The organism is Acinetobacter sp. YH12094 (genome assembly GCF_013419295.1).
GTDB lineage: Bacteria > Pseudomonadota > Gammaproteobacteria > Pseudomonadales > Moraxellaceae > Acinetobacter > Acinetobacter amyesii.
This window is the reverse complement of sequence record NZ_VPAK01000001.1, coordinates 18,030-38,530: the sequence shown is the minus strand read 5'-3', so window position 1 is coordinate 38,530 and position 20,501 is coordinate 18,030. Positions and strand designations below refer to the sequence as shown.

Genomic DNA, 20,501 nt, shown 5'->3' with positions numbered 1-20,501 from the left:
CTATAGGATACTTTAGTTCTTGCAGAATTTATATAAATGAATATTCAACATCCTGAAAAAGGTTTGACATGATCAGTCTCCCCTTGGTTTACACGATCCTAGCATTAATCGCTTATACCACGTCTTTTTGGTATTTATTCAGCCATTTAATGTCTAAACGTGCGCCGAACCATTGGTTTATTGGTGTTGTACTTGGTTTAGGCATGTTATTGCATGCAGGTGTTTTATATAACGACATGTTGACGCCTATGGGTGTGAACTATGACGTGTTCAACCTGATGTCTTTTACTTCAGGTCTCATGCTATTACTCAGTGTATTATTTAGTACCTATCGGCCTGTGCTTGCGATGAACCTATTGGGCATTCCTGTGGCAGCGACGGGATTGATTTTGGGCTTTGCATTTAGTCGACAAAATCAATTTATAGAACAACATTCACTGGGTTTAGACATCCATATTATTTTGTCACTTTCCGCATATGCCGTCCTGCTGATGGCAACAATTCAAGCGGTTATTTTGCGTTTACAAGACCGTGAACTAAAAAACAAGCAGAAAAAGCGTGTATGGGTGAGCCTACTTCCATCCTTCCAAGCCATGGAATCTTTGCTATTTGATTTATTGATTGCTGGATTTGCACTACTGACCGTGGCACTTGGGTTTGGTTTCTTCACCATCGATAACTTCTTTGCACAGCATTTGGCGCATAAAACTGCCTTTAGCATCATTTCATGGTTCGTCTATGGAGCTTTGCTTATTGGACACTATCGATTTGGCTGGCGTGGTCAAAAAGCTATTCGCTTTACCATTATTGGTTTTTGTCTCTTGGCAGTTGGCTTTATTGGATCTAAGTTTATTTTAGAAATGGTTTTGGGCCGCTAAGTCGACGATGAAACGATTTAATATTTTATCAAGAAGTAAGTTTTATCAAGAAGGGAGCTAAAGCTCTCTTTTTTATAGCTTGATTATTCACACAGAAATAACAGGCATAAAAAAAGCGCTATACAGCGCTTTTTTTTCATTACGTCTAAATTATAGAGCAACGATGTTTACAGCATTTGGGCCTTTTTGACCTTGAGCGATGCTGAAAGAAACCTTTTGGCCTTCTTGCAAAGTTTTGAAGCCAGAACCAGTGATTTCGCTAAAGTGAGCAAAAACGTCAGGACCGTTGTCTTGTGCAATAAAACCGAAACCTTTAGTTTCGTTGAACCATTTAACTGTACCAGTAACTGTATTAGACATAATAATACCTATTAATTTGTTGATTTAGCCATTGGATGATGACTGACTATAACTTGGAAAATAATAAAGAATTGAACTTCATTTCTGTAAAAAACGAAGGATTATGACTAACACTGCGATACTTAAAGAAAATTTACGAAACAATACTTTTTTTCTAGTTGCAGCCATCATACATGAAATCTTAAAAGATTCAAGCACAGTATATGTTGTTGATTCCATTAAAAAACAACAGTATAAGCCATCTTCTTATTATTACTATCCATATGTATTTACTCATTTTATTGTTAAAGTTTTATGTCAGTCAATACTTTACGACTTTGGTCCTAATTTCACCAAATAGTTACATAAAATCTTGTCATTTCGTATTCCGCGTCACCTTAAGCACAAAACCTAGACATCCCTTTCAAAACCACGTATAACTCCGTTTTTCAATTTTTGGCTGTGTGACCGTGAAACTTGTTCTTGCGCCGATGGAAGGCTTAACCGACCCAATTATGCGAGATGTGTTGACGCATGTGGGGAGTTTTGACTGGTGTGTAACCGAGTTTATCCGTGTCACGGACTCTGTCCTGCCCGATCATATTTATCATAGCTATTGTCCTGAACTAAACAATGAAGGCAAAACTGCAGCAGGAACACCGGTTCATGTACAGTTCTTAGGTAACAATCCCACTATGCTCGCGGCAAATGCTGTACGCGCGGTAGAACTTGGTGCCCCTGCAATTGATATGAACTTTGGTTGTCCTGCAAAAACCGTCAACCGCCACCGTGGTGGTTCAGTTCTGCTAGATGAACCTGAAGTGGTGTATGAGTTAGTCAAAGCTGTGCGTAATGCTGTTCCGAGTCATATTCCTGTATCGGCAAAAATGCGTTTGGGTTATATGGACCGTAACTTCACCATGGAAAATGCGCATGCCATCGAAGATGCAGGAGCTGCATGGGTTACAGTCCATGCGCGAACCAAAGCCGATGGTTATACCCCGCCTGCCTTTTGGGATCAGTTGCAACCCATTCGTGAAGCATTGAAAATTAACGTGATTGCCAACGGTGAAATTTGGAATAATGCCGATGCCAAACAGTGCCAACTCGAATCTGGTTGTGAAGACCTAATGATTGGTCGTGCTGCGGTGACCACTCCTGACATTACACAGTGTATCCGTCGTAATACCGATGAACCGCTGATTACATGGCATGAACTACTTGGATTACAAATTCGTTTCTTAAACGGCTCGTATAAAAAAGAAATGAATATGGTCGGTCGTTATAAACAATGGCTCGGTATGATGTCGAAACATTACCCAGAAGCCAAAGTCCTTTGGGATGAAGTAAAACGCGTCAAACCACTTGATGAAATCGTGGAAAAACTCAAAGCCGGTATGTAAGTTTTAAAGCACATCGTCCAATATGAAAATGAAAAAGTGTGAAAACACCTATCTAAGCGTAGCCGCAGAGCCTTTGATTACACCTACAGTGTTCAAAGGCTTTGTTGTTTGGCAAACTCTAAAATTGCGTCGATCTCATCTGCCAAGAACTCTTTAGGATGTTCCGAAGTCGGGTTCATCACCAAGCTTGCGCCTTTGGTAATCGCAAATAATTTTTCAGCACTGATCATGACAAACTCTGCATCTGCACCAACATCCTGTTGTAGCATCTCAAGACTCAGAAAAAATGGAATGGCTTGCTCGCCTTGCTCCGTTTCCATCAATTGAAAATGTAAATGCTGCTCAGCATCACGCTCACCCAAACAATACACTTGGCTGGATAAAAGTTGCTGATAAAAGTCTTGGTATTGCTCAGGATGATCTAAAGTCGATTCATAAAGGTGTTGAAGCGTGTCGTTCATTGTTATTGTCCGTCTATTTTTATCATTCAGATATTGTTCACAATCCACAGCATACAGGAAGTTTATGAATTATGCCGTTGATTTAAATCTTCAACGTGCTGTCGATTTGTTTTCCACGATTTTTCTAAAATTTCTTTTTCTAAACGCAACTGTATTCGTTTAAGTTTCATTTCAGAGACCACGGGTTGCTGAAAGGTTTGAACATAGTCCACCCAAGCTGTACCCCGAAATACATTCGACGGCATCTCTGTTTTAAACACTGCTTCAGGCATAAAAACAATCACAGAATGCATATTGTCTTTATCCACAATATCGCTCAACACCTGTTCTAACACTTTCATATGTTTATAATTTTGGTGAATTGGATTTTGAAATTTAAAACTTTTTTTATAAATCTTTTGCGTCCATTGTTTTTGTCTCTCGCTCCCAAAAATCCAGCCCTTATAGTTTTTAGTTTCAATCACAAACACACCAAATGGGCTTAACAGAAGATGATCAATTTGAGTTGTAGCTCCTTCGCCATCTGGTAAGGTCAAATCATTTAACAATATATAATGGTCTTTCAAATAAAGTTTGACATGAACGGCGACAGCAAACTCCCCCATTTTCCCCTTTAAATAAGGTTTAAATGCTTTGATTGCCCCCACAATCAGTAACAATGGAATTAGCCACCACAACGTCGAAATGAGCGGTGCAAAAATTTGAGAAATATTCATTGATTTGATTCATTACTTTAAATTACTGATGTTACCCACATAAAAGTAATTTCGCATTTTTAAAATGATTTTTAAGCCTATTCGCCGGAGTCTTACATCTAGGGTTTAAATAAAGGGATTAGCCTTCGGCTGGAGGTACTTTTGTTTCGGTAAAAGTACCCAAAACCATTGTCATCCGCAAAACTCGTTCACCACCGTCAAATTATTCAAAGCATCGCAAAAACATTTTTGATTAAAAGTAGCCCTGTCTCAAACACTTGCGGATGACGTTAACGCGTATCGTTCTCTCTTTGAAACGAATTGTGCTTTGATGTTACTGCGTAACATCAATTAAATATGTATATTTTCTATTTTATTGTAATTTCTCAATTTTTAACAATATTTCTTTATTTTCTAGACCACCCGCAAAACCCACTAATTTTCCATTTGCGCCCACGACACGATGACAGGGTGCAATAATTGAAATTGGATTTTTACCATTGGCTGCACCGACAGCACGTACGGCTTTGACATTGCCGATTTGCTCTGCAATTTGTTTATAACTGCGAGTTTCTCCAAAAGGAATCGTCAATAAAGCTTGCCAAACTTGTTGCTGAAATGCGGTGCCTTCAAAGTCTAGCGGCAAGTCAAATTGCTGTCTTTTACCTGCAAAATATTCATTTAATTGCTGTGCGGTTTTGAGCAAAATCGGGTGTTGCAGATCTTCAACCAAAGCCGCCAATCGCACACGATTTGGATTTTCATTTTCCCAAAGAACGGCCACCAATGCGGTTTCATGTGCAACAAGTTTTAGTTGTCCAACGGGCGAATCTAAAAACTGATAAGAAAATTGCATGACATACTCCAAGCTCGAAATCGCAGCACTTCATTATTCAGGAGGACGATAATTTCATCAAGACTAGTCCTGAAATAATCAGGACCGCAGCTAGCATGCGCATGGCATTTGCGGGCTCACCCAATACAACGATGCCGAGGATAAATGAACCCACTGCACCAATGCCTGTCCACACTGTATAGGCTGTACCCAGCGGTAAGGATTTCATTGCATAAGACAATAAAGCAAAACTTGCGATCATGAAAACAATGGTCAAAATACTTGGCGTCAGTTTGCTAAAGCCTTCAGAGACTTTCATACAATATGCCCAGACTACCTCAAGCAATCCCGCTACAATTAATAAAACCCAAGCCATATTTTTACCCATAAAAAAGCACAGGGGTCAATGACCGCTGTGCTTTAGAACATATTAACTTGAAGATAATTTCATCAAGATTAGACCAGAAATGATCAGTACTGCGGCTAACATCCGCATGGCAGTTGCATGCTCACCGAGTATAAAAATACCCACGAGGAAAGAGCCAATCGCGCCGATTCCTGTCCAAATGGTATAAGCCGTTCCTAGAGGCAACGTTTTCATGGCATAGGCCAATAAACCAAAGCTCAGGATCATAAAAAATAAAGTGACTAAACTTGGGCCAAGTTTTGTAAAGCCTTCTGAGAGCTTCATCGAATAGGCCCAAACGATTTCAAAAATACCAGCGAATACCAGAACAACCCAGGCCATGATGCCTTCCTCCATATTAGTAGAGTCAGGTCGTCCTGACGATTTTTCTTACTGGCTTTGAACAAAGATGTAAGGGAGGTCGTTCCTCCGAATATTTTCTCAGTATAGCAAATATGCTGAATTTTAGTGCAGTCTTTACATTTTCTGACCAAATCTTGGGCGTTATTCCGTTAAGGAAAAAACTTGTGCAGATGAATTGCGCCAAAACATGGCATGTCTGTTCAAAGGATAGATTCAGAGATAAAAAGGCATCACAAAACCTGTTGATGATGCCCTCTTTATTTGGTCTATTCGCCAATTAGAACTTCAGACGAAGGCCTGCGCCATACCACCAGTGTTTTTCACTTCCAGTTTCAGCTTGCCATGCCGTATGCTGATTTCCTTTTTCGTAGCTGTAAGCAACATCGATAAAGGGCATCAGCTTTTTATTGATTTCATAGCGTGTTTCTAGCCCTAGCCATACAGAACTGAGTCCTGTTTTTTGTGCATAAGCAGAGTCATCACTCAGCACCACATCTAGGTTCAAATATGGTTTTAAAATCAATTTTTGGGTCAGCAGCAAATCACGTTCGGTTTCTAAAGAAAAACTGACCTGTTTATCTGCACCAAGATATAAATAAGCATCGGTTTCAAAGAAATACGGTGCCAGACCATGCAAACCCACCACAGCATCTAACTGTTCTTTGTCCGTCACTTGATGTTCATCGACCCGATAACGCGCACCAATTTGCGCATCCCAAAAGTCGGAGATCATACGGCTATACATCAATTGAGCCGCATAATATGCATCTTGAGATTCTGCTTTATCCGCATGTAATTTGATGAAGATCTTATTTTCATCGGTCCCGATTCGACTCTCAATTTCGGTCTTTAAACTTCCACGGCCATCGGCATTATTGAGCCATCGATTGTCTATCTCAGTCGCTTGATAAATCTGTCCACCATGTTCACGCTTATGATCAACAGGGTGCTGCGCAGAAGCAGCACGTGACGCAATAGATGATGCATTTGCATGTTCTGCATGTTCTGCATGTTCTGCATGTTCTGCATGTTCTGTATGTTCTGTATGTTCTGTATGTTCTGTATGTTCTGTATGTTCTGTATGTTCTGTATGTTCTGTATGTTCTGTATGTTCTGTAGTATGCTCCATCTGGCTCGATTTAATCGCTGTTTGCATCTCTTGATGCGACGAATCATGTGAGGAATGCGACTCATGTTGAGCTGACATCGGCGTGCTGTGATGTGCATCTTGCGCCATGGTCATTTGAGTGACCGATGCCAAAGCTAAACTCAGTACCGTATACGTGCATGGTTTAATGATGCGCATGAGACAACTCCTTTTGCGGCACAGATGCCGTTTTCGTATTCTCTGCGACATTTGCGACCACAAGTTTATTCATCATCCCTGCGGACATGTGATACAGCAAGTGACAATGAATCGCCCATTCCCCTAATTCATTGGCCGTTAACAGAGCCGTGACAGTTTTCCCCGGCGGCACAATCACCGTATGTTTATTTGGCATTTCAGAAGACACTTGCCCATTTTCCAATTGCATGAACATGCCATGTAAATGCATCGGATGCGCCATCATGCTGTCATTGACGAATTTCAGTCGGATTCGCTCACCATATTTCACCTTTAGTGGTTCAGCTTCGCTAAATTTTTTGCCATTCATGGTCCACATATAGCGTTCCATCGTTCCCCCCAAATGAATGACCAAATCTTGCGTCGGTTCACGTGTATCAGGCTGCGGGGTTAACGCTTTTAAATCACTATATTGCAGTGCCTTATCACCAACAGGTGTTGAAGCATTGGCCCAACCCATAACCGTTGCTGAATTTTCAACTGCCTGCTTCTCCTCTTTAGACTGTGCATGTTCCATCGCTGTATGCATATCATGTTTCATGGATGAATCTATTGAGGTGTGGTTCATAGATGAATGATCCATCACACTATGATCCATATTGGCATGCGCTGAATCAGACATGTTCTGTTTATGCATATCTGGATGCTGCATAGTAGTATGTGCAGTCACTGGAGAATGGTCCTTGTCATGTCCCATAGCTGCATGATCATGAACTTGTTTCGGCTGAATATTTGATGGATTGACAGTATGCGCGCTGTGCTCATGAGCATTCGCTTGTTGGCTTGCTGCAATTTGGGTTGAACCTGTAGCAGTATGTCCCATGTTGCTATGGTCCATACCTGACATTGAACCATGCCCCATATCTTCCATGGTCAGCAAAGCGCGTGGCCGTGCTTTTGGTATACGAATACCTGAGTGCTGAGGCTGCGTTTCATCATGTAAAGTGCCAATCGCAAATCCAGTCCGATCAATCGACTCAGCTTCAATCTGATAATGCGCAGATTTAGGCTCTACGATCACATCATAGGTTTCTGCAGCACCAATGCGAAATTCATCCACAGCGACCGGCTTGACCGCTTGACCGTCTGCACTGACCACCGTCATTTTGAGCTGAGGAATACGCACATCAAAAAACGACATGGCCGCAGCATTTACAAAACGAAGTCTGACTCTTTCATTGGGCTTAAACATCCCTGTCCAGTTCTGCTGTGGTGTTTTGCCATTCACTAAAAACGTATAACCCGTTACATCAGACAAATCCGTTTTCAGCATACGCATCTGATTCCACATCGAACGATCTTGCCAAGTGTTTTTTAAACCCGTTCGTTGAATTTGCGTCCATACATCTGAAACTGTTTCACGCTGATTTTGATAGTATTCGGCAGACTTTTTCAGATTTGCCATAATCTGAGCGCTAGATGATTCATGAAAATCCGACAGCATGACCACATAATCACGTTGTGTCTGTTCATGTGCGGCAAGTGATTGTTTACCTTTCGGATAAATTACCAAAGCGCCATACAATCCGTCTTGTTCTTGACCTTTGGAATGCGCGTGATACCAATAGGTTCCGCTTTGACGGACTTTAAATTTGTAAGTAAAGCTACCGTCGGGCTGAATTTCATTGAAACCATTAAAGCCGGGTACACCATCCATTAAGCCGGGCAGCAATAGACCATGCCAATGCACTGAGGTATTTTGTTTTTTGAGCTGATTATGCACATGGATGACCGCATCATCGCCTTCTTCAAACTCCAGTAATGGTGCTGGAAACTGACCATTGACGCTGATTTTCTTGACCGCTTTACCAGTCAAATTGATGGTCTTTTCATCAATATTCAGATGATATTCTTTAATGGCTGCAAACGCCCACGTTGGAGACAGCAGACACACCCCGAGCACGAGGCATGATTTAGATAAATTAGACATGACTTAACCTTTATAAAATAACGAAAAAACGTATTTAAAACTCAGGTTAAGCTTGCGGGGGTCTTAGAATTTCTTGCCAAAAGCCTTTTAAATGCTGTCCAGCAAAAATGAAACGAGGGGGTTCTGCATAGTGATGCACATGGAAGGTCTGCAATGCGACCAAGGCGCTATCGACATAAGAGGTACTGATTTGGCAATGTGCGAGTGTACAGTCCTGACAGTCTGTACTTTGTGTTGTTGAATGATGCACCTGACCATCTTGCAGTGCAGATGGCGAATCTAAAGATTGATGACAGTCCATCATTGAAATGACTTCAGGTGTCGTCTGCTTGCCATGATGTGCTGCATGCTCTGGAACAGCTTGCCGCTGATTTTGATGGCAATTTGCTATATTTGAATGTGAAGGATCAGTATGTGCTGCATGAACTGATGCCTGATGGGCATTCGCAGTCATCATTTGTTGATGTTGAAAATTTTGCTGAGCACTGACCACACTGCTCCACCCCATGACAAACGCCATGAGCCAAGCAAAGCCAAGATGCTTACGCAAAAAATTGTACAATTTAGTATCCTAATTCAACCCAATGATGCACTGTGACAACATGTGCCTATTAATACATCTTTAGAAACATCACGCGATGGGCTCAGCCGAAATCCGCATGAAACACCATGATGATGTTATTTACGATTCAAATGCAATTACATGACATTCGTATCAACATGACATGCAGCTCGACTGATTTATTCAGCATGAACGATACATTCAGGAGCAACTAATATCACTAGCTACTACGATCGATGATGTGTTTTTGCCAGTTGCTGCTTATCTCAACGGTTACTTACAGCATAATTAATTGTGCAGTTATTCACAACAGTTTTAAATTTATTGCGCTGTCATAAAAAACAGTGCATATCGTCCAGTTAAAACATAAAAGTTATTTTTTAAACTGATTAATTATTTACCATAGATTAATAAACATACAGTATTTCAAACACTTTTTCCCATAAAAAAAGGACTCAATTGAGTCCTTTTTATACTTAATACGTCTAATTATTAAACCATTGATGCACAATCGTTTATAATTTACCCAAGTTATCCATATAGTTATCTACACAGATATCCATACGGTTATCCATATAGTTATCCACAAGCAAGGAGTAACTTATACCCAAAGGCTTAAGCCTCTTGAGCATGCACTTTTGCCAACTCTGAACGCATGTCATCAATCACAGCTTTATAATCAGGCTTACCAAAAATCGCTGAACCTGCAACAAACATGTCTGCACCGGCTTCAGCAATGTCACGAATATTGGCTGGAGTAACACCACCATCCACTTCTAAGCGAATATCACGACCTGAAGCATCAATAATTTTTCGTGCTTGACGCAGCTTTTCCAAGGTCATTGGAATGAACTTTTGACCACCAAAACCTGGGTTCACACTCATCAACAAGACTTGGTCAACTTTATCTAAAACGTAGTCTAAATAATGCAGAGGTGTCGCAGGGTTAAACACCAAGCCCGCTTGCGCACCACCAGATTTGATTAACTGTAAAGAGCGGTCAATGTGGTCAGTCGCTTCTGGGTGGAAAGTGATGATATCTGCGCCAGCTTCCAAGAAATCACCAATCATACGGTCTACCGGTGAAACCATTAGATGCACATCAATTGGCGCCTTAATGCCGTATTTTTTCAATGCCTTACAAACGCCCGCACCAAAAGTTAAGTTCGGTACATAATGATTATCCATGACATCGAAATGAACAACATCTGCACCGGCTTCTAGAACATTTTCAACTTCTTCACCTAAGCGCGCAAAGTCTGCTGACAAAATTGAAGGTGCGATTAAGAATGGCTTGGACATGAAAAACCTAGCTTTGAAAAGGGAGTGATTGACGCATTATAGCAAATTGTCCCCCTATTCGCTGCCCATGCCCTTAGTCGTTTTTTCGATGCCAATGATTGAGATCTCTATAATAAAAAAACCTAGGATGAACTGATGTTACGCAGTAATATCAGAAGCGTAATTGGTTCAAATAAAAGAAAGATACGCGGTAACGTCATCCGCAATTGTTTGAGATAGCACGACTTCTCATCAAATTTTTTTTTTGCAATACTCTAAATAAATAGACGCTAGAGAGCGAGTTTTGCGGTGAGGAGCATTGCTCTGCAGGATGGTTTCCTTGCGAAGCTTCGCTTCTCATTTTGCCTAATGAGAAACATCGTTTCGTAAGAGTACCTCCAGCCGAAGGCTAATCCCTTTATTTAAGTCCTAGATGTAAGACTCCGTCGAATTGACTTAAATATCATTTTAAAAAATGCAAAATTATTTTTTGCTTGCGTAACATCAGTGATTAATATGGATAAAGATCTCAGGGATAGAAACACAGCGTTGCATATTTAGACTTAACGAGCATCTATGTACTTTGCTAAGTTAAAGGACTGACGGCTTAATAATAAAATTGCATTTATGAAAAGTTCAACACAAATCACCACCGCCCAAGCAGCACGTGTTGCTAAACGCTTAGTCAATCATTGGAAACATAAATTTGAAGTCAATGAACAGCTCATTGGAGAAAATACTGCATTCAAGATTCAACTACCCTCTGCAGAGGTCAATCTTTTACCACAAGCTGCTTTTTTAGATGTAGTAATTTCAGCCCAAGATCCAAGTGCAAATCTAGATCAATTGGAACATGTGGTTTTAGATCATTTGATCCGTATGGGACAAGAAGAACTCAGTGCAACATGGCAACGCGAACCGTAGTCTACGTCGCCATATTGTCAAAGCCTTTCACTCAATGCTGATGTGATTGATAATTTCTAACTGCATCAATACGGGCTTTCGTCGGTGGATGTGACTCAAAGAAATCTGTCCAAGATCTCTGATCTTTGGCAGTTTCATCCTTTGCACCTTTCTCTTTTGCTATTTCACCGTCAGCTTCATCTTCCATACGTTGTAAGAAGTTTGCAAAATGTGCCGTTGGAATTTGATGTTTTGAAAGTTGTTTTAGGGCGTATAAATCTGCTTCAGATTCAAAGTCTCGTGAGTAACTTGCACCTACCGCAGCAACCGGTAAACTGGTGAGAATATCTGAGCCATCCCCTGTAATCATCAACAAAATAATACTGATGCCTAAACCTGACAAACTTTGCTGCAAACTATGGCGTTGAACTAAATGCCCCTGCTCGTGGGCAAGCACACTTATGAGCTCATAATCATTTTTCGCTAATTTAACCAACTCATCTGTCACGATAATGGTGTTATTGGGTATCGCCAATGCATTTGCACCGATGCTACCACCACCACGGAATAACAACTTCGCAGGTCGATTTTCAGCCACCAATTGTTGATATTCTTGTTTCAGTTTGTCTTGCCGTGCTTGTGGCAATTTTGTGGGTTCAGTCATATCGATAATATATTTTTCCGCCTGATCCCCCCAACTCTTTAAAGCTGTCTCAGGAAGTTGATTAGCCACCACATGCGACGCCGCAGGTATGCCCCATTTAATCAATACAAAAGCAAACGCCACCACGAAAATCACACTAAAAATGATTAAGGAGGGTGAACGCTCTAACTTCCAAATCGAATGCCAACGCGACTTTACGCCGAGATTAAACCACTCTGGCAAAGGCTGATTAAACTCTAAACGAGCATCGTCCTTTAACTCGATCACTGGCTGAATATCCCCTAAAGCACCGATCAGCGTCATATCTTGATAGGTGTAATGCTGCGTTTGTTCTAGGTCTTGACCATAACGCACAATCACAGCATGTTCCCCATCTGCGCTAATTTGAGCAACAAAGGGTTTTGACACTTTCCCATCATAATAGGTTGCATTCACTACTGATGTTTTCATGTAATTCACCTACGTTATAAGGAAATATCTAGGTCAAAAATATCGGATAATTCTTCAGCAATCGCATTGTGATCTTGCTGCATTTGATTTTGTAATTGGTCTGGATCATCGACCAACATTAAGTGCAAAGATTCAGTCTGATATTTATATAGTCGTACAACTGCCCATGGTGTCAGTAAACCGAGGCTAATCACTTTAGCCAACCAATTGCTCAAGACAATCCATGCATAGCGCCATTGATTACAGTCCGTATGAAACTGACTGCGACTCAACGTGGTGTTATTCCAAGTGGTAATAAAAATACGTGCAGCGGTGAGTGGCCAAATAAACATGTAGCCAATCAAATACATACCAAAAATAATGAAGACATAAGATGCGTCATTTAAACCATCTGAGCTACCAAACAGTATCGCAAAGATTACTGCCAGCAATGCACTAAAGCCCATAAACAGAAATAAAGGCACATACATGGCGCGCATATAATCGCCCCACGTATTATTCAGATTAAATTTCAACTGACCAAGATACAAATGATTCAGACATTCACGTTTATATAGCCAAACCGCAACAGGTGTAAACAAACCGAGGGTAAAGACAACCACCGCAAGACATTTGACAAAGCACCAATACGCGCTTTTATTCGTCCCTGAAAAAAAGAATCGGCTATTACTAAACTTACTGTTACGGGCGCGGAAACGAATCGTAGATCGAATAAGCCAAGGAATCGCAAAGAAGATCAGGACAAAGCCCGCTAAGAAAGCTTCCCAAGAATACTTTATAGCAAAAGAGAAACCACCATAGACCACTAACGCAATGATTCGTCCAACTAAAATTTTTGTAGGCAAACCGGTAAAGTCAAAACGACGCTGAAACACCCAAGTATTACCGTAAAAATACCGTAAACGGCGGACCTTTGCCCAAGGCGCATAAAGTCCAAGCGTGACAATCGTCAGTAAGATATTCACGATCCAAATACCGAAATATTCAGACGCATTACCTTTAAACCTAAAATGATAATTTCTTCCCAAAACATCAGCCTGTTCTGTCTCACCAAATAGACTCGGTGGATTCATCACGGGCAGCTCTGGCGGAAGCGGCGTTTCCATTTGTGAATTTTGCATAAGTACCCTAAATTATTTTTTTTGGTATGTCGAATTTATTCATGTGCATGGCAATGCTCATCACCATGCTTTATTTATACGTATATCAAAGCAAGCTATGCCTCAATATTTTTAACTACTGGCTTTTAGATTAATGAACTACTGTTTGCAATTGGACAGCGTGAAATTGCAAATGATCATCCATAAAACTTTGAATAAAATAATAACCATGATCATAGCCTGCATGTTCACGCAGTTCGAGTGGCTGCCCAACTTGCTCACACGCTTGCTGAAACAACGCCGGATTTAACTGGCTATAAAATTGATCATCAATGCCTTGGTCAATCAAAATGGCTTTAAACAAAGCCCCTTTGGATTGCACTAAAGCTGTTGCATCATGCTGAAGCCACTGCTGACGGTCTGAACCTAAATATTGGCTAAAAGCTTTTTCACCCCATGGACACTGACTCGGCGCACAAATCGGTGCAAAAGCAGAAACCGATTTAAACAGGTCAGGATGCTTCAATGCTAAAGTTAATGCACCATGACCGCCCATACTATGTCCGAATATGCCAATCGCACCTTTTTGTACCGGAAATTCAGTCTGTACCAGCGAATACAATTCTTCAGTAAGAAAACGTTCCATTTGATAATGCTCGGCCCACGGTTGTTCCGTTGCATTAATATAAAAGCCTGCGCCCTGCCCAATATCCCAATGATCGCCTTGCGCTACCTGTCCCCCACGTGGAGAAGTATCAGGACTGATTAAAATCAGGCCGAGCTGCGCAGCTAAACGCTGTGCATGCGCTTTAGTAGCAAAGGTTTCTTCGGTACATGTTAATCCCGCCAAATAAAACAATGCAGGACACGCTTGGCCTTGCAAGGCTGCTTCCGGCAGAAAAATACCAAACTTTGTCGTGGTTTTTAAACTTGAAGAATCCAATTGATAAATGCGCTGCTCACCCGCAAAACAGGTATTTCGTTGTACTAATTCCATGATCTTTATCCTAAACTTTTTTGATCTTTTAAGGCGTAACCGTCGTAGCCGGTGCAGTAGTCGTCGGCGGGAACAATCGTTGTTCTAATTGAGGCAACATTAATGCCATGTTTTTCCCCATCGACCACTGTGGTTCAGAAGGTTCGAAACCTTGCGCTGCTTCCCATTTCGCTACAGTCGCTTTGGTTTCATTAAATGCCGCTTGAATACTGGTCTGCTCACGCATCGCCTGATCAAAGAAAGCACGACCAAAATAGGTGTATTCAGCTTCATTCGAACAGCCAAAAGACTGTCGATCAGCTGCCGATGCAGTAATGATTAAAGTATTATCATTTTGCAGTGCTGGAATAAAACTGCCTGAATAACATGAAGAAATCACAATTACACGCCAACGAATTCCGGATGCATCCAAGGCTTCTTTTAACCATTTAGGATCGACTTGCGCCAAATCCAAAGGTGCATTTTCCATTTCAAAGACATTCGGTAAACCATGGGAGGTCATATATAAAAATAAGACATCACTTTCTCGGTTCATCTGCTGACCAATACGACGCAGTGCCAACTCCATACTGGTTTTAGATGCCAGCGGAATTTCAGTGCGCGTTGCAGGGTTATTGATCAGCTCAACCGAACGCCCATAGGTGCCAAAACGTGTATCAAACTGTTCTTTAATCCGTTCAATTTCCAGTTTAAAGACATCTTGATAACTCGCACCTGCCACCCCTAAGAAGTACCAATGGGATTGGGCAAATTCACCATATTCCACTGCGTCTAAAGATTTATTGAGCAAACGGCTTTGTGCATAAAATGCATCTTCAGCAAAGCTTGGAGGAACTTCTTCAACTTTCCAAATCGGCTGATCTTTGACTGAGACTTGCCACACGACCAAAGTAAATAGCGTCGCACCCATAATCAGTGCACGCTCCCACCATGGCCATTTCAGCTCACGTGAAAACACCCAAACGACAGCCAGACTTTGCCAAACAAATAGAATAATGAATAACGTTGGAATGTAGTCATACAGAAAGTATGGGAGAAAATCGAGATCTCCCAAATATTGAATCAAACATTGAAACAACATGATGTGCGTATCAAGCACCAACCAAAGCAATGCAGGGACCAACATTAACCGTGGATTATTTACACGTTGTGATAGGAAAATCCCCACAATTAAAGCAATAAATGGCCACAATGCATAACTTATAAGACCTTGAGCGTTAAATTCACCAATACGCCCCGTGCTCAGCCAACTAAATAAACTGTTGGCACAACCACCTAAAATCCCCCAAAACACCAATTGTAAAATCGATGGACGAACGATTTGTAAAGAACGACGAGACCCAAAAAATAACCACATCCCCGCAGTTTGGTTGCTTTTAAAATCATGCCAAAAATTGATGGAGGGTTTGAAATCAATCATAGAGTTCTGATGGTGGCCTTGGCTCGCTTAATTGCACAAATAATTTTATGCCTGATGTCGTTTTTAGCAATGCTATTTTTTAACTATATAACAAATCTTTGAACAATATTGAAGCAAATATCATTTTAAGTCACAAGATCATGTTGGAAATATGCATCAAAGCGACAAGCATCACCTTGCCACTGGTGTTGCGGCTCTTGATTCGCTAAAAAAACCGCCAATCGTGGACGTTTAACCACGACACGTTTAGCAATTTTTTGTGCTAAATCCAGTAAATTATCACCTAAATCCATCTCACCATCTTCAGGTAACAGCAAATGCAGTAATTGCATTTGTTTTTTGACCTGAGCTTGCTTTTTGACGGCTTGCTGGTTTTGATCTCGCTGTGGAAACATCGGATCGAGATAAACCACATCAAAGATTTGATTGATCGTCGATAAATGTTTCAAATAATCTGCCGAATCTGAAAAGACCAATTCAATTCGAGCCACAACCGAACTTAAAAACGCATCTTGCTGCGCACGTTGATGTGAGTCTTCCAATAGGGTAAATAAAATTGGATGACGTTCCACAAGAGTCACATGCGCACCCAAATGGGCCATCAATAAACTATCATGCCCTAGCCCTGCGGTTGCATCTACAAGCTGTGGTTTTTCAGCCAAATTACACGCACGTGCAATCATCTCAGACTTTAAGGATGCTCGCTTTAAACGTCCCACTTCTGCTTTCCAATCGGGTTGCATCTTCATGCCATTGGCCGCCAACCACAAACCATCTGCATCGACACACAAACTGAGTTCAGGGTTTAAACGTAAAAAACGCGCGTTTAATTTTTCAATCAATTCAATATTTACAGATACACCACGTGAAGAAAGCACAGCAGAATACTGCTGTGCTTTCTCATGAAATTCTTGTTCTGTGTATAAGCGGATTTCGCTTACCATAATTTCCAGCCTGTAAATGCGAACAATAAAATCAATAATCCCGAAACAATTCGATACCACGCAAAAATCATGAAATCACGTTTTGCCACGTAAGCGACAAGCGCACGAATTAAAATCAATGCAGAGACAAATGAAACGATTAAACCAACGGCGATCACAGTCCAATCTTGAGTGCCTTGAAATACATCATAGCTTTGATATAAATCCAGTAAACCTGCACCGACAATAACCGGAATACCCAAAAAGAATGAAAACTCAGTGGCCGCTTTACGAGAAACCCCTAAGAACATAGCACCAATAATGGTCGCACCTGAACGTGAAGTCCCTGGAATTAAAGATAAAACTTGAATTAAACCAATCCAAATCGCATCTTTAATGGTTAAATCTTCTACTTCTTTGGCACGCACCTGCGGTGGATTTTTTTCGATCCAAATAATGATCAAACCACCGATAATCAACCCCATAGCAATCGCAATGTTATTGAACAGCAGTTCTTTCACCGTCTGACCAAACGTCAAACCAATCAACACGATTGGAATCGAAGCGAGAATTAAGCCAAAACCTAAACGGCGACCTTTTTCTTCACCCGTCACCATACCGGTTGCTGCGCCCCACAGGCGGCCCCAGTATTCATAAATCACCGCCGCAATCGCACCCATTTGAATTGCGATCACGAAAACATCACTTTTTTCTTTGGTCCAAAAGTTCATTAATTCTGAAGCCAGAATTAAATGCCCTGTACTTGAAATCGGTAAAAATTCGGTAATACCTTCAACAATACCCATGATTGCCGCTTTGAGCAGCAGTAGAAGATCCATATATAACCCTAATTATGGCTTGCCTTGTTCTGAAATTTTCTTCCAGGCGTTATCTCGTAAATATACGGGTAATGCAAGTTCAGCACTCACCCATGCTTTTCTTTGCGCCGCTTCGCGGGCAATAGTAGCAATATCTTGTGCTGTTGCACTTAAGTCTTTGTATTGTGTTTGTTCTGATTGAATGAGCTCACTACCAGAACCCACGACGGTAAATTTGATCTGCAGTGTGGCATCTGCGTAGCTTAATAATTGTTCTTCATCTACAGCCTGCATAATGCCATTGGCATCGAGTTGATAGCTAGCGATATACACTTCTTGCATGCGTGCATCAAGGACTGCCGTTACTTCAGTCAAACCATGTAGACGATGCGCCGCTTGAGCCAAAGCTTGCAAAGTCGAGACTGGAACAACATGTACGTCATTGGCCCATGCCAAGGCTTGTGTTACCGCAGCATTAATACGAACACCACTAAATGAGCCAGGCCCACGACTAAATGCAATCGCAGTTAAACCCGCTAACTCAATAGCAGTTTGATTAAGCCCTTGCTCAATCATTGGGAGAATGGTTTGTGTCTGCGCTTTTGCCCGTAAATCGAGTTGAAAATAAAGCTCTTGAGTTTCATCTACAATCGAGACGGAACACTGCTCATTGGCAGTTTCCAATGCCAGTAATTTCATGCGCAACCTTAATTAAATTTAATCTTAAAAAACGTTGAATATGATACTCCACTCCATCGCAGTTCGCGAGATTTTCCACCACAGACTCAGTGCTTTCTGTATTTAATCTATAAAAAAGCCTCGACAAACGTCGAGGCTTTTTTGCTTACCATGTATAGCGTTCTAAAGTTCAGCGACTTCGAGTTGAGTAAAATGTTTAAAATGAGCGGCATAGTGCATGGCACTCATTTTTAGACGTACTTCGGCTTGTTCATCTAAAGTCTTGACGACTTTACCCGGTGAACCCATCACAACAGAATTATCCGGAATCACCTTCCCTTCTGGAATTAAAGCATTCGCACCAATGATGCAATTTTTACCAATAACAGCATGATTTAGAACCACGGCATTGATTCCGATCAGACTATTATCACCTACGGTACATCCGTGTAGCATGGCTTGATGCCCAATCGTGACATAATCACCAATGATCATTTCAATGCCCGCATCGGTATGCAGCACCGCATTTTCTTGTACATTGGTAAAATCACCCAGTTTGATACGACTGTTGTCCCCTCGAATGACGGCTCCGAACCAGACACTCACTTCTCGGCCTAATTCAACTTGCCCAATGACCGTTGCATTTTCTGCAACCCAACCATCCCAAGGTTGATGCGTGGCTTTCGGGCTATATCCTTGAAATTTGTACAACATGATCAAACATCCTATTTTGACTTTCTAAAAATGATTTATGGCTCACGGCCCAAATGAAATGAAGGAGAATTTAATAAAAAAGGCCATTCTTTTTGATAATTCAGACCATATTGAAATAAGGAAATCAGCATCCGTGCAGTCAAGCCCCATACGATTTCGTTTTCGATTCTTAAACTGGGAAAATAAAGCGATTGCTGGGCAAAACGAACTTCATATGGCGTTGGCGGTGTTTCTAAAAGCTGTCTTAATGATGCAAAAAAAATACGGTCAATTTCAGTGGGTTGAGGTATTAAATTTACGTCAGGCGGGATCAATCCCACGATCGGTTTAACCAACATCCCATTCCGTGCTTTTTGCATCGGTAAATCACCCAAAAGCTGCACATCAAATGGATTTAGAGCGGTTTCTTCTTGAGCTTCTCTTAACGCCACCACGATATTACTGGTGTCTTGGGCATCACGTTTGCCACCGGGAAAGGACACTTCACCGGCATGATTATTCATATAGAGCGAGCGGCGGGTCAATAAAATACGTGGATTATCTTCTTGGGTAATCGCAATCAATACAGCAGCATGCGCAGGTTGAATACGCTTAGAAAAACGTAAACTTTGCTGCAATAGCTGAGTCAATAAACCCTCATCCATCCACATTACATCCTTATAATTATCTTGTTTTCATCATAGCTGAATTTCGGCCAAGCTGGTTAGAAATGATGCCAAAGTTTTATTTTTAAGTTATTCTGACGGCTCACACAATCCATGACGATGAATATGAACTTTTGCTCAAACTGCGGACAAAAAACAAAAGAAGCGATCCCGCTTGGAGATCATCAGATACGCCGTATTTGTACCGCATGTGGGTTTATTCATTATGTGAATCCTAAAGTCATTTGTGGTGCTTTAGCCGTTTGGGACAATCAAGTTTTACTTTGCCGTCGTGCAATTGAGCCACGTTATGGGCTGTGGACATTACCCGCTGGCTATATGGAACTCTATGAGACGATGGAGCAAGGTGCAGCGCGTGAGACTCGCGAAGAAGCCGAAGCAGAAGTCAACATTGAGCAACTGTATTGCATGTATAACATTCCCCGTATTGGGCAAATTTATGCCTTGTTCAAATCTGAATTAATCAATGGCGAGTTTGGTGCGGGTGATGAAACCATTGAATCACGATTGTTTAGTGAAGAAGATATTCCTTGGGATGATTTAGCCTTTCCAAGTGTGGAAAGAACGCTGCGGCATTATTTTGCTGACCGCAAAACAGGTCAGTTTGAAATGCATCTCGAAACCCTTGGTACGCGACTCGATCACACAGGTTAATTTGCTGGCCGCATGAT

At 41.3% G+C, this 20,501-nt stretch carries 23 protein-coding genes; 4 read left to right on the top strand and 19 right to left on the bottom strand.

Going from position 1 to position 20,501, the window contains the following annotated elements; genetic code table 11:
* The first annotated feature begins 68 nt into the window (after positions 1 to 68).
* Complete coding sequence (locus tag FTU34_RS00195; protein ID WP_078191164.1) at positions 69 to 878, top strand: inner membrane protein YpjD; 810 nt, start codon at positions 69 to 71, stop codon at positions 876 to 878.
* A 150-nt stretch (positions 879 to 1,028) separates the two neighbouring features.
* On the opposite strand, the gene FTU34_RS00190 is transcribed toward FTU34_RS00195, so the two are convergent.
* Positions 1,029 to 1,238, bottom strand: a complete 210-nt coding sequence (locus FTU34_RS00190; RefSeq protein WP_067761877.1) for a cold-shock protein — start codon at positions 1,236 to 1,238, stop codon at positions 1,029 to 1,031.
* Positions 1,239 to 1,687: 449 nt separating this feature from the next.
* Here FTU34_RS00190 and FTU34_RS00185 point away from each other — a divergent pair, with 449 nt between their 5' ends.
* Entirely contained in the window at positions 1,688 to 2,620 is a 933-nt protein-coding gene (locus FTU34_RS00185; RefSeq protein WP_180034570.1) for a tRNA-dihydrouridine synthase, read from the top strand.
* 92 nt (positions 2,621 to 2,712) lie between these two features.
* On the opposite strand, the gene FTU34_RS00180 is transcribed toward FTU34_RS00185, so the two are convergent.
* From FTU34_RS00180 to rpe, 9 genes are all read right to left on the bottom strand, one after another.
* The gene (locus FTU34_RS00180; RefSeq protein WP_180034571.1) at positions 2,713 to 3,081 is read right to left on the bottom strand and encodes an SseB family protein; all 369 of its coding nucleotides are present in this window, start codon (positions 3,079 to 3,081) and stop codon (positions 2,713 to 2,715) included.
* Between the two features lie 62 nt (positions 3,082 to 3,143).
* Complete coding sequence (locus FTU34_RS00175; protein WP_180034572.1) at positions 3,144 to 3,797, bottom strand: nuclease-related domain-containing protein; 654 nt, start codon at positions 3,795 to 3,797, stop codon at positions 3,144 to 3,146.
* 352 nt (positions 3,798 to 4,149) lie between these two features.
* Positions 4,150 to 4,632, bottom strand: a complete 483-nt coding sequence (locus tag FTU34_RS00170; protein ID WP_180034573.1) for a methylated-DNA--[protein]-cysteine S-methyltransferase — start codon at positions 4,630 to 4,632, stop codon at positions 4,150 to 4,152.
* Between the two features lie 37 nt (positions 4,633 to 4,669).
* Positions 4,670 to 4,987 carry a quaternary ammonium compound efflux SMR transporter SugE gene (gene sugE, locus FTU34_RS00165; RefSeq protein WP_078191206.1) on the bottom strand — a complete coding sequence of 106 codons (318 nt, stop codon included), beginning with the start codon at positions 4,985 to 4,987 and terminating at the stop codon, positions 4,670 to 4,672.
* A gap of 54 nt (positions 4,988 to 5,041) precedes the next feature.
* Positions 5,042 to 5,359, bottom strand: coding sequence for a multidrug efflux SMR transporter (locus FTU34_RS00160; protein ID WP_180034574.1), 318 nt, complete (start codon positions 5,357 to 5,359; stop codon positions 5,042 to 5,044).
* A gap of 298 nt (positions 5,360 to 5,657) precedes the next feature.
* The gene (locus tag FTU34_RS00155; RefSeq protein WP_180034575.1) at positions 5,658 to 6,686 is read right to left on the bottom strand and encodes a copper resistance protein B; all 1,029 of its coding nucleotides are present in this window, start codon (positions 6,684 to 6,686) and stop codon (positions 5,658 to 5,660) included.
* Positions 6,673 to 8,655 carry a multicopper oxidase domain-containing protein gene (locus tag FTU34_RS00150; RefSeq protein WP_180034576.1) on the bottom strand — a complete coding sequence of 661 codons (1,983 nt, stop codon included), beginning with the start codon at positions 8,653 to 8,655 and terminating at the stop codon, positions 6,673 to 6,675. Before FTU34_RS00150 ends, FTU34_RS00155 begins: the two co-directional genes overlap by 14 nt.
* Positions 8,656 to 8,701: 46 nt before the next feature.
* On the bottom strand, positions 8,702 to 9,217 hold the full coding sequence (locus FTU34_RS00145) for a hypothetical protein (protein WP_180034577.1): 516 nt from the start codon (positions 9,215 to 9,217) through the stop codon (positions 8,702 to 8,704).
* A 615-nt stretch (positions 9,218 to 9,832) separates the two neighbouring features.
* Complete coding sequence (gene rpe / locus FTU34_RS00140; protein WP_078192356.1) at positions 9,833 to 10,519, bottom strand: ribulose-phosphate 3-epimerase; 687 nt, start codon at positions 10,517 to 10,519, stop codon at positions 9,833 to 9,835.
* Between the two features lie 606 nt (positions 10,520 to 11,125).
* Between rpe and FTU34_RS00135 the strand changes: the two genes are divergently transcribed.
* A complete protein-coding gene (locus tag FTU34_RS00135; RefSeq protein WP_180034578.1) occupies positions 11,126 to 11,422 on the top strand; it encodes a DUF2218 domain-containing protein in 297 nt (98 codons plus the stop codon).
* 31 nt (positions 11,423 to 11,453) lie between these two features.
* Here FTU34_RS00135 and FTU34_RS00130 read toward each other — a convergent pair whose 3' ends face one another.
* From FTU34_RS00130 to FTU34_RS00090, 9 genes are all read right to left on the bottom strand, one after another.
* On the bottom strand, positions 11,454 to 12,515 hold the full coding sequence (locus tag FTU34_RS00130; RefSeq protein ID WP_180034579.1) for a M48 family metallopeptidase: 1,062 nt from the start codon (positions 12,513 to 12,515) through the stop codon (positions 11,454 to 11,456).
* A gap of 14 nt (positions 12,516 to 12,529) precedes the next feature.
* Positions 12,530 to 13,636, bottom strand: coding sequence for a YjgN family protein (locus FTU34_RS00125; protein ID WP_180034580.1), 1,107 nt, complete (start codon positions 13,634 to 13,636; stop codon positions 12,530 to 12,532).
* Positions 13,637 to 13,766: 130 nt separating this feature from the next.
* Positions 13,767 to 14,612, bottom strand: coding sequence for an S-formylglutathione hydrolase (gene fghA, locus FTU34_RS00120; protein WP_180034581.1), 846 nt, complete (start codon positions 14,610 to 14,612; stop codon positions 13,767 to 13,769).
* A 28-nt stretch (positions 14,613 to 14,640) separates the two neighbouring features.
* Complete coding sequence (locus FTU34_RS00115) at positions 14,641 to 16,032, bottom strand: C13 family peptidase (RefSeq protein ID WP_180021433.1); 1,392 nt, start codon at positions 16,030 to 16,032, stop codon at positions 14,641 to 14,643.
* Between the two features lie 125 nt (positions 16,033 to 16,157).
* Entirely contained in the window at positions 16,158 to 16,976 is an 819-nt protein-coding gene (locus FTU34_RS00110) for a class I SAM-dependent methyltransferase (RefSeq protein WP_218950024.1), read from the bottom strand.
* Positions 16,970 to 17,794: an undecaprenyl-diphosphate phosphatase gene (locus FTU34_RS00105; RefSeq protein WP_078191179.1), complete on the bottom strand. Its 825-nt coding sequence runs from the start codon at positions 17,792 to 17,794 to the stop codon at positions 16,970 to 16,972. Before FTU34_RS00105 ends, FTU34_RS00110 begins: the two co-directional genes overlap by 7 nt.
* Before the next feature lie 12 nt (positions 17,795 to 17,806).
* Positions 17,807 to 18,472: a tRNA (adenosine(37)-N6)-threonylcarbamoyltransferase complex dimerization subunit type 1 TsaB gene (gene tsaB / locus FTU34_RS00100; RefSeq protein ID WP_180034582.1), complete on the bottom strand. Its 666-nt coding sequence runs from the start codon at positions 18,470 to 18,472 to the stop codon at positions 17,807 to 17,809.
* 162 nt (positions 18,473 to 18,634) lie between these two features.
* Positions 18,635 to 19,165, bottom strand: coding sequence for a gamma carbonic anhydrase family protein (locus FTU34_RS00095; protein WP_180034583.1), 531 nt, complete (start codon positions 19,163 to 19,165; stop codon positions 18,635 to 18,637).
* Positions 19,166 to 19,200: 35 nt separating this feature from the next.
* Positions 19,201 to 19,809: a CoA pyrophosphatase gene (locus FTU34_RS00090; RefSeq protein ID WP_180034610.1), complete on the bottom strand. Its 609-nt coding sequence runs from the start codon at positions 19,807 to 19,809 to the stop codon at positions 19,201 to 19,203.
* Between the two features lie 126 nt (positions 19,810 to 19,935).
* Here FTU34_RS00090 and FTU34_RS00085 point away from each other — a divergent pair, with 126 nt between their 5' ends.
* Positions 19,936 to 20,484, top strand: a complete 549-nt coding sequence (locus FTU34_RS00085) for an NUDIX hydrolase (protein ID WP_078192366.1) — start codon at positions 19,936 to 19,938, stop codon at positions 20,482 to 20,484.
* Positions 20,485 to 20,501: the final 17 nt, after the last annotated feature.

Bases quoted from the DNA above. Each gene is read 5' to 3' on its own strand.
- FTU34_RS00195 (WP_078191164.1), top strand. From the start codon at position 69: ATGATCAGTCTCCCCTTGGTTTACACGATCCTAGCATTAATCGCTTAT.
- FTU34_RS00190 (WP_067761877.1), bottom strand. From the start codon at position 1,238: ATGTCTAATACAGTTACTGGTACAGTTAAATGGTTCAACGAAACTAAA.
- FTU34_RS00180 (WP_180034571.1), bottom strand. From the start codon at position 3,081: ATGAACGACACGCTTCAACACCTTTATGAATCGACTTTAGATCATCCT.
- FTU34_RS00175 (WP_180034572.1), bottom strand. From the start codon at position 3,797: ATGAATATTTCTCAAATTTTTGCACCGCTCATTTCGACGTTGTGGTGG.
- FTU34_RS00170 (WP_180034573.1), bottom strand. From the start codon at position 4,632: ATGCAATTTTCTTATCAGTTTTTAGATTCGCCCGTTGGACAACTAAAA.
- sugE (WP_078191206.1), bottom strand. From the start codon at position 4,987: ATGGCTTGGGTTTTATTAATTGTAGCGGGATTGCTTGAGGTAGTCTGG.
- FTU34_RS00160 (WP_180034574.1), bottom strand. From the start codon at position 5,359: ATGGCCTGGGTTGTTCTGGTATTCGCTGGTATTTTTGAAATCGTTTGG.
- FTU34_RS00155 (WP_180034575.1), bottom strand. From the start codon at position 6,686: ATGCGCATCATTAAACCATGCACGTATACGGTACTGAGTTTAGCTTTG.
- FTU34_RS00150 (WP_180034576.1), bottom strand. From the start codon at position 8,655: ATGTCTAATTTATCTAAATCATGCCTCGTGCTCGGGGTGTGTCTGCTG.
- rpe (WP_078192356.1), bottom strand. From the start codon at position 10,519: ATGTCCAAGCCATTCTTAATCGCACCTTCAATTTTGTCAGCAGACTTT.
- FTU34_RS00135 (WP_180034578.1), top strand. From the start codon at position 11,126: ATGAAAAGTTCAACACAAATCACCACCGCCCAAGCAGCACGTGTTGCT.
- FTU34_RS00130 (WP_180034579.1), bottom strand. From the start codon at position 12,515: ATGAAAACATCAGTAGTGAATGCAACCTATTATGATGGGAAAGTGTCA.
- FTU34_RS00125 (WP_180034580.1), bottom strand. From the start codon at position 13,636: ATGCAAAATTCACAAATGGAAACGCCGCTTCCGCCAGAGCTGCCCGTG.
- fghA (WP_180034581.1), bottom strand. From the start codon at position 14,612: ATGGAATTAGTACAACGAAATACCTGTTTTGCGGGTGAGCAGCGCATT.
- FTU34_RS00115 (WP_180021433.1), bottom strand. From the start codon at position 16,032: ATGATTGATTTCAAACCCTCCATCAATTTTTGGCATGATTTTAAAAGC.
- FTU34_RS00110 (WP_218950024.1), bottom strand. From the start codon at position 16,976: ATGGTAAGCGAAATCCGCTTATACACAGAACAAGAATTTCATGAGAAA.
- FTU34_RS00105 (WP_078191179.1), bottom strand. From the start codon at position 17,794: ATGGATCTTCTACTGCTGCTCAAAGCGGCAATCATGGGTATTGTTGAA.
- tsaB (WP_180034582.1), bottom strand. From the start codon at position 18,472: ATGAAATTACTGGCATTGGAAACTGCCAATGAGCAGTGTTCCGTCTCG.
- FTU34_RS00095 (WP_180034583.1), bottom strand. From the start codon at position 19,165: ATGTTGTACAAATTTCAAGGATATAGCCCGAAAGCCACGCATCAACCT.
- FTU34_RS00090 (WP_180034610.1), bottom strand. From the start codon at position 19,809: ATGGATGAGGGTTTATTGACTCAGCTATTGCAGCAAAGTTTACGTTTT.
- FTU34_RS00085 (WP_078192366.1), top strand. From the start codon at position 19,936: ATGAACTTTTGCTCAAACTGCGGACAAAAAACAAAAGAAGCGATCCCG.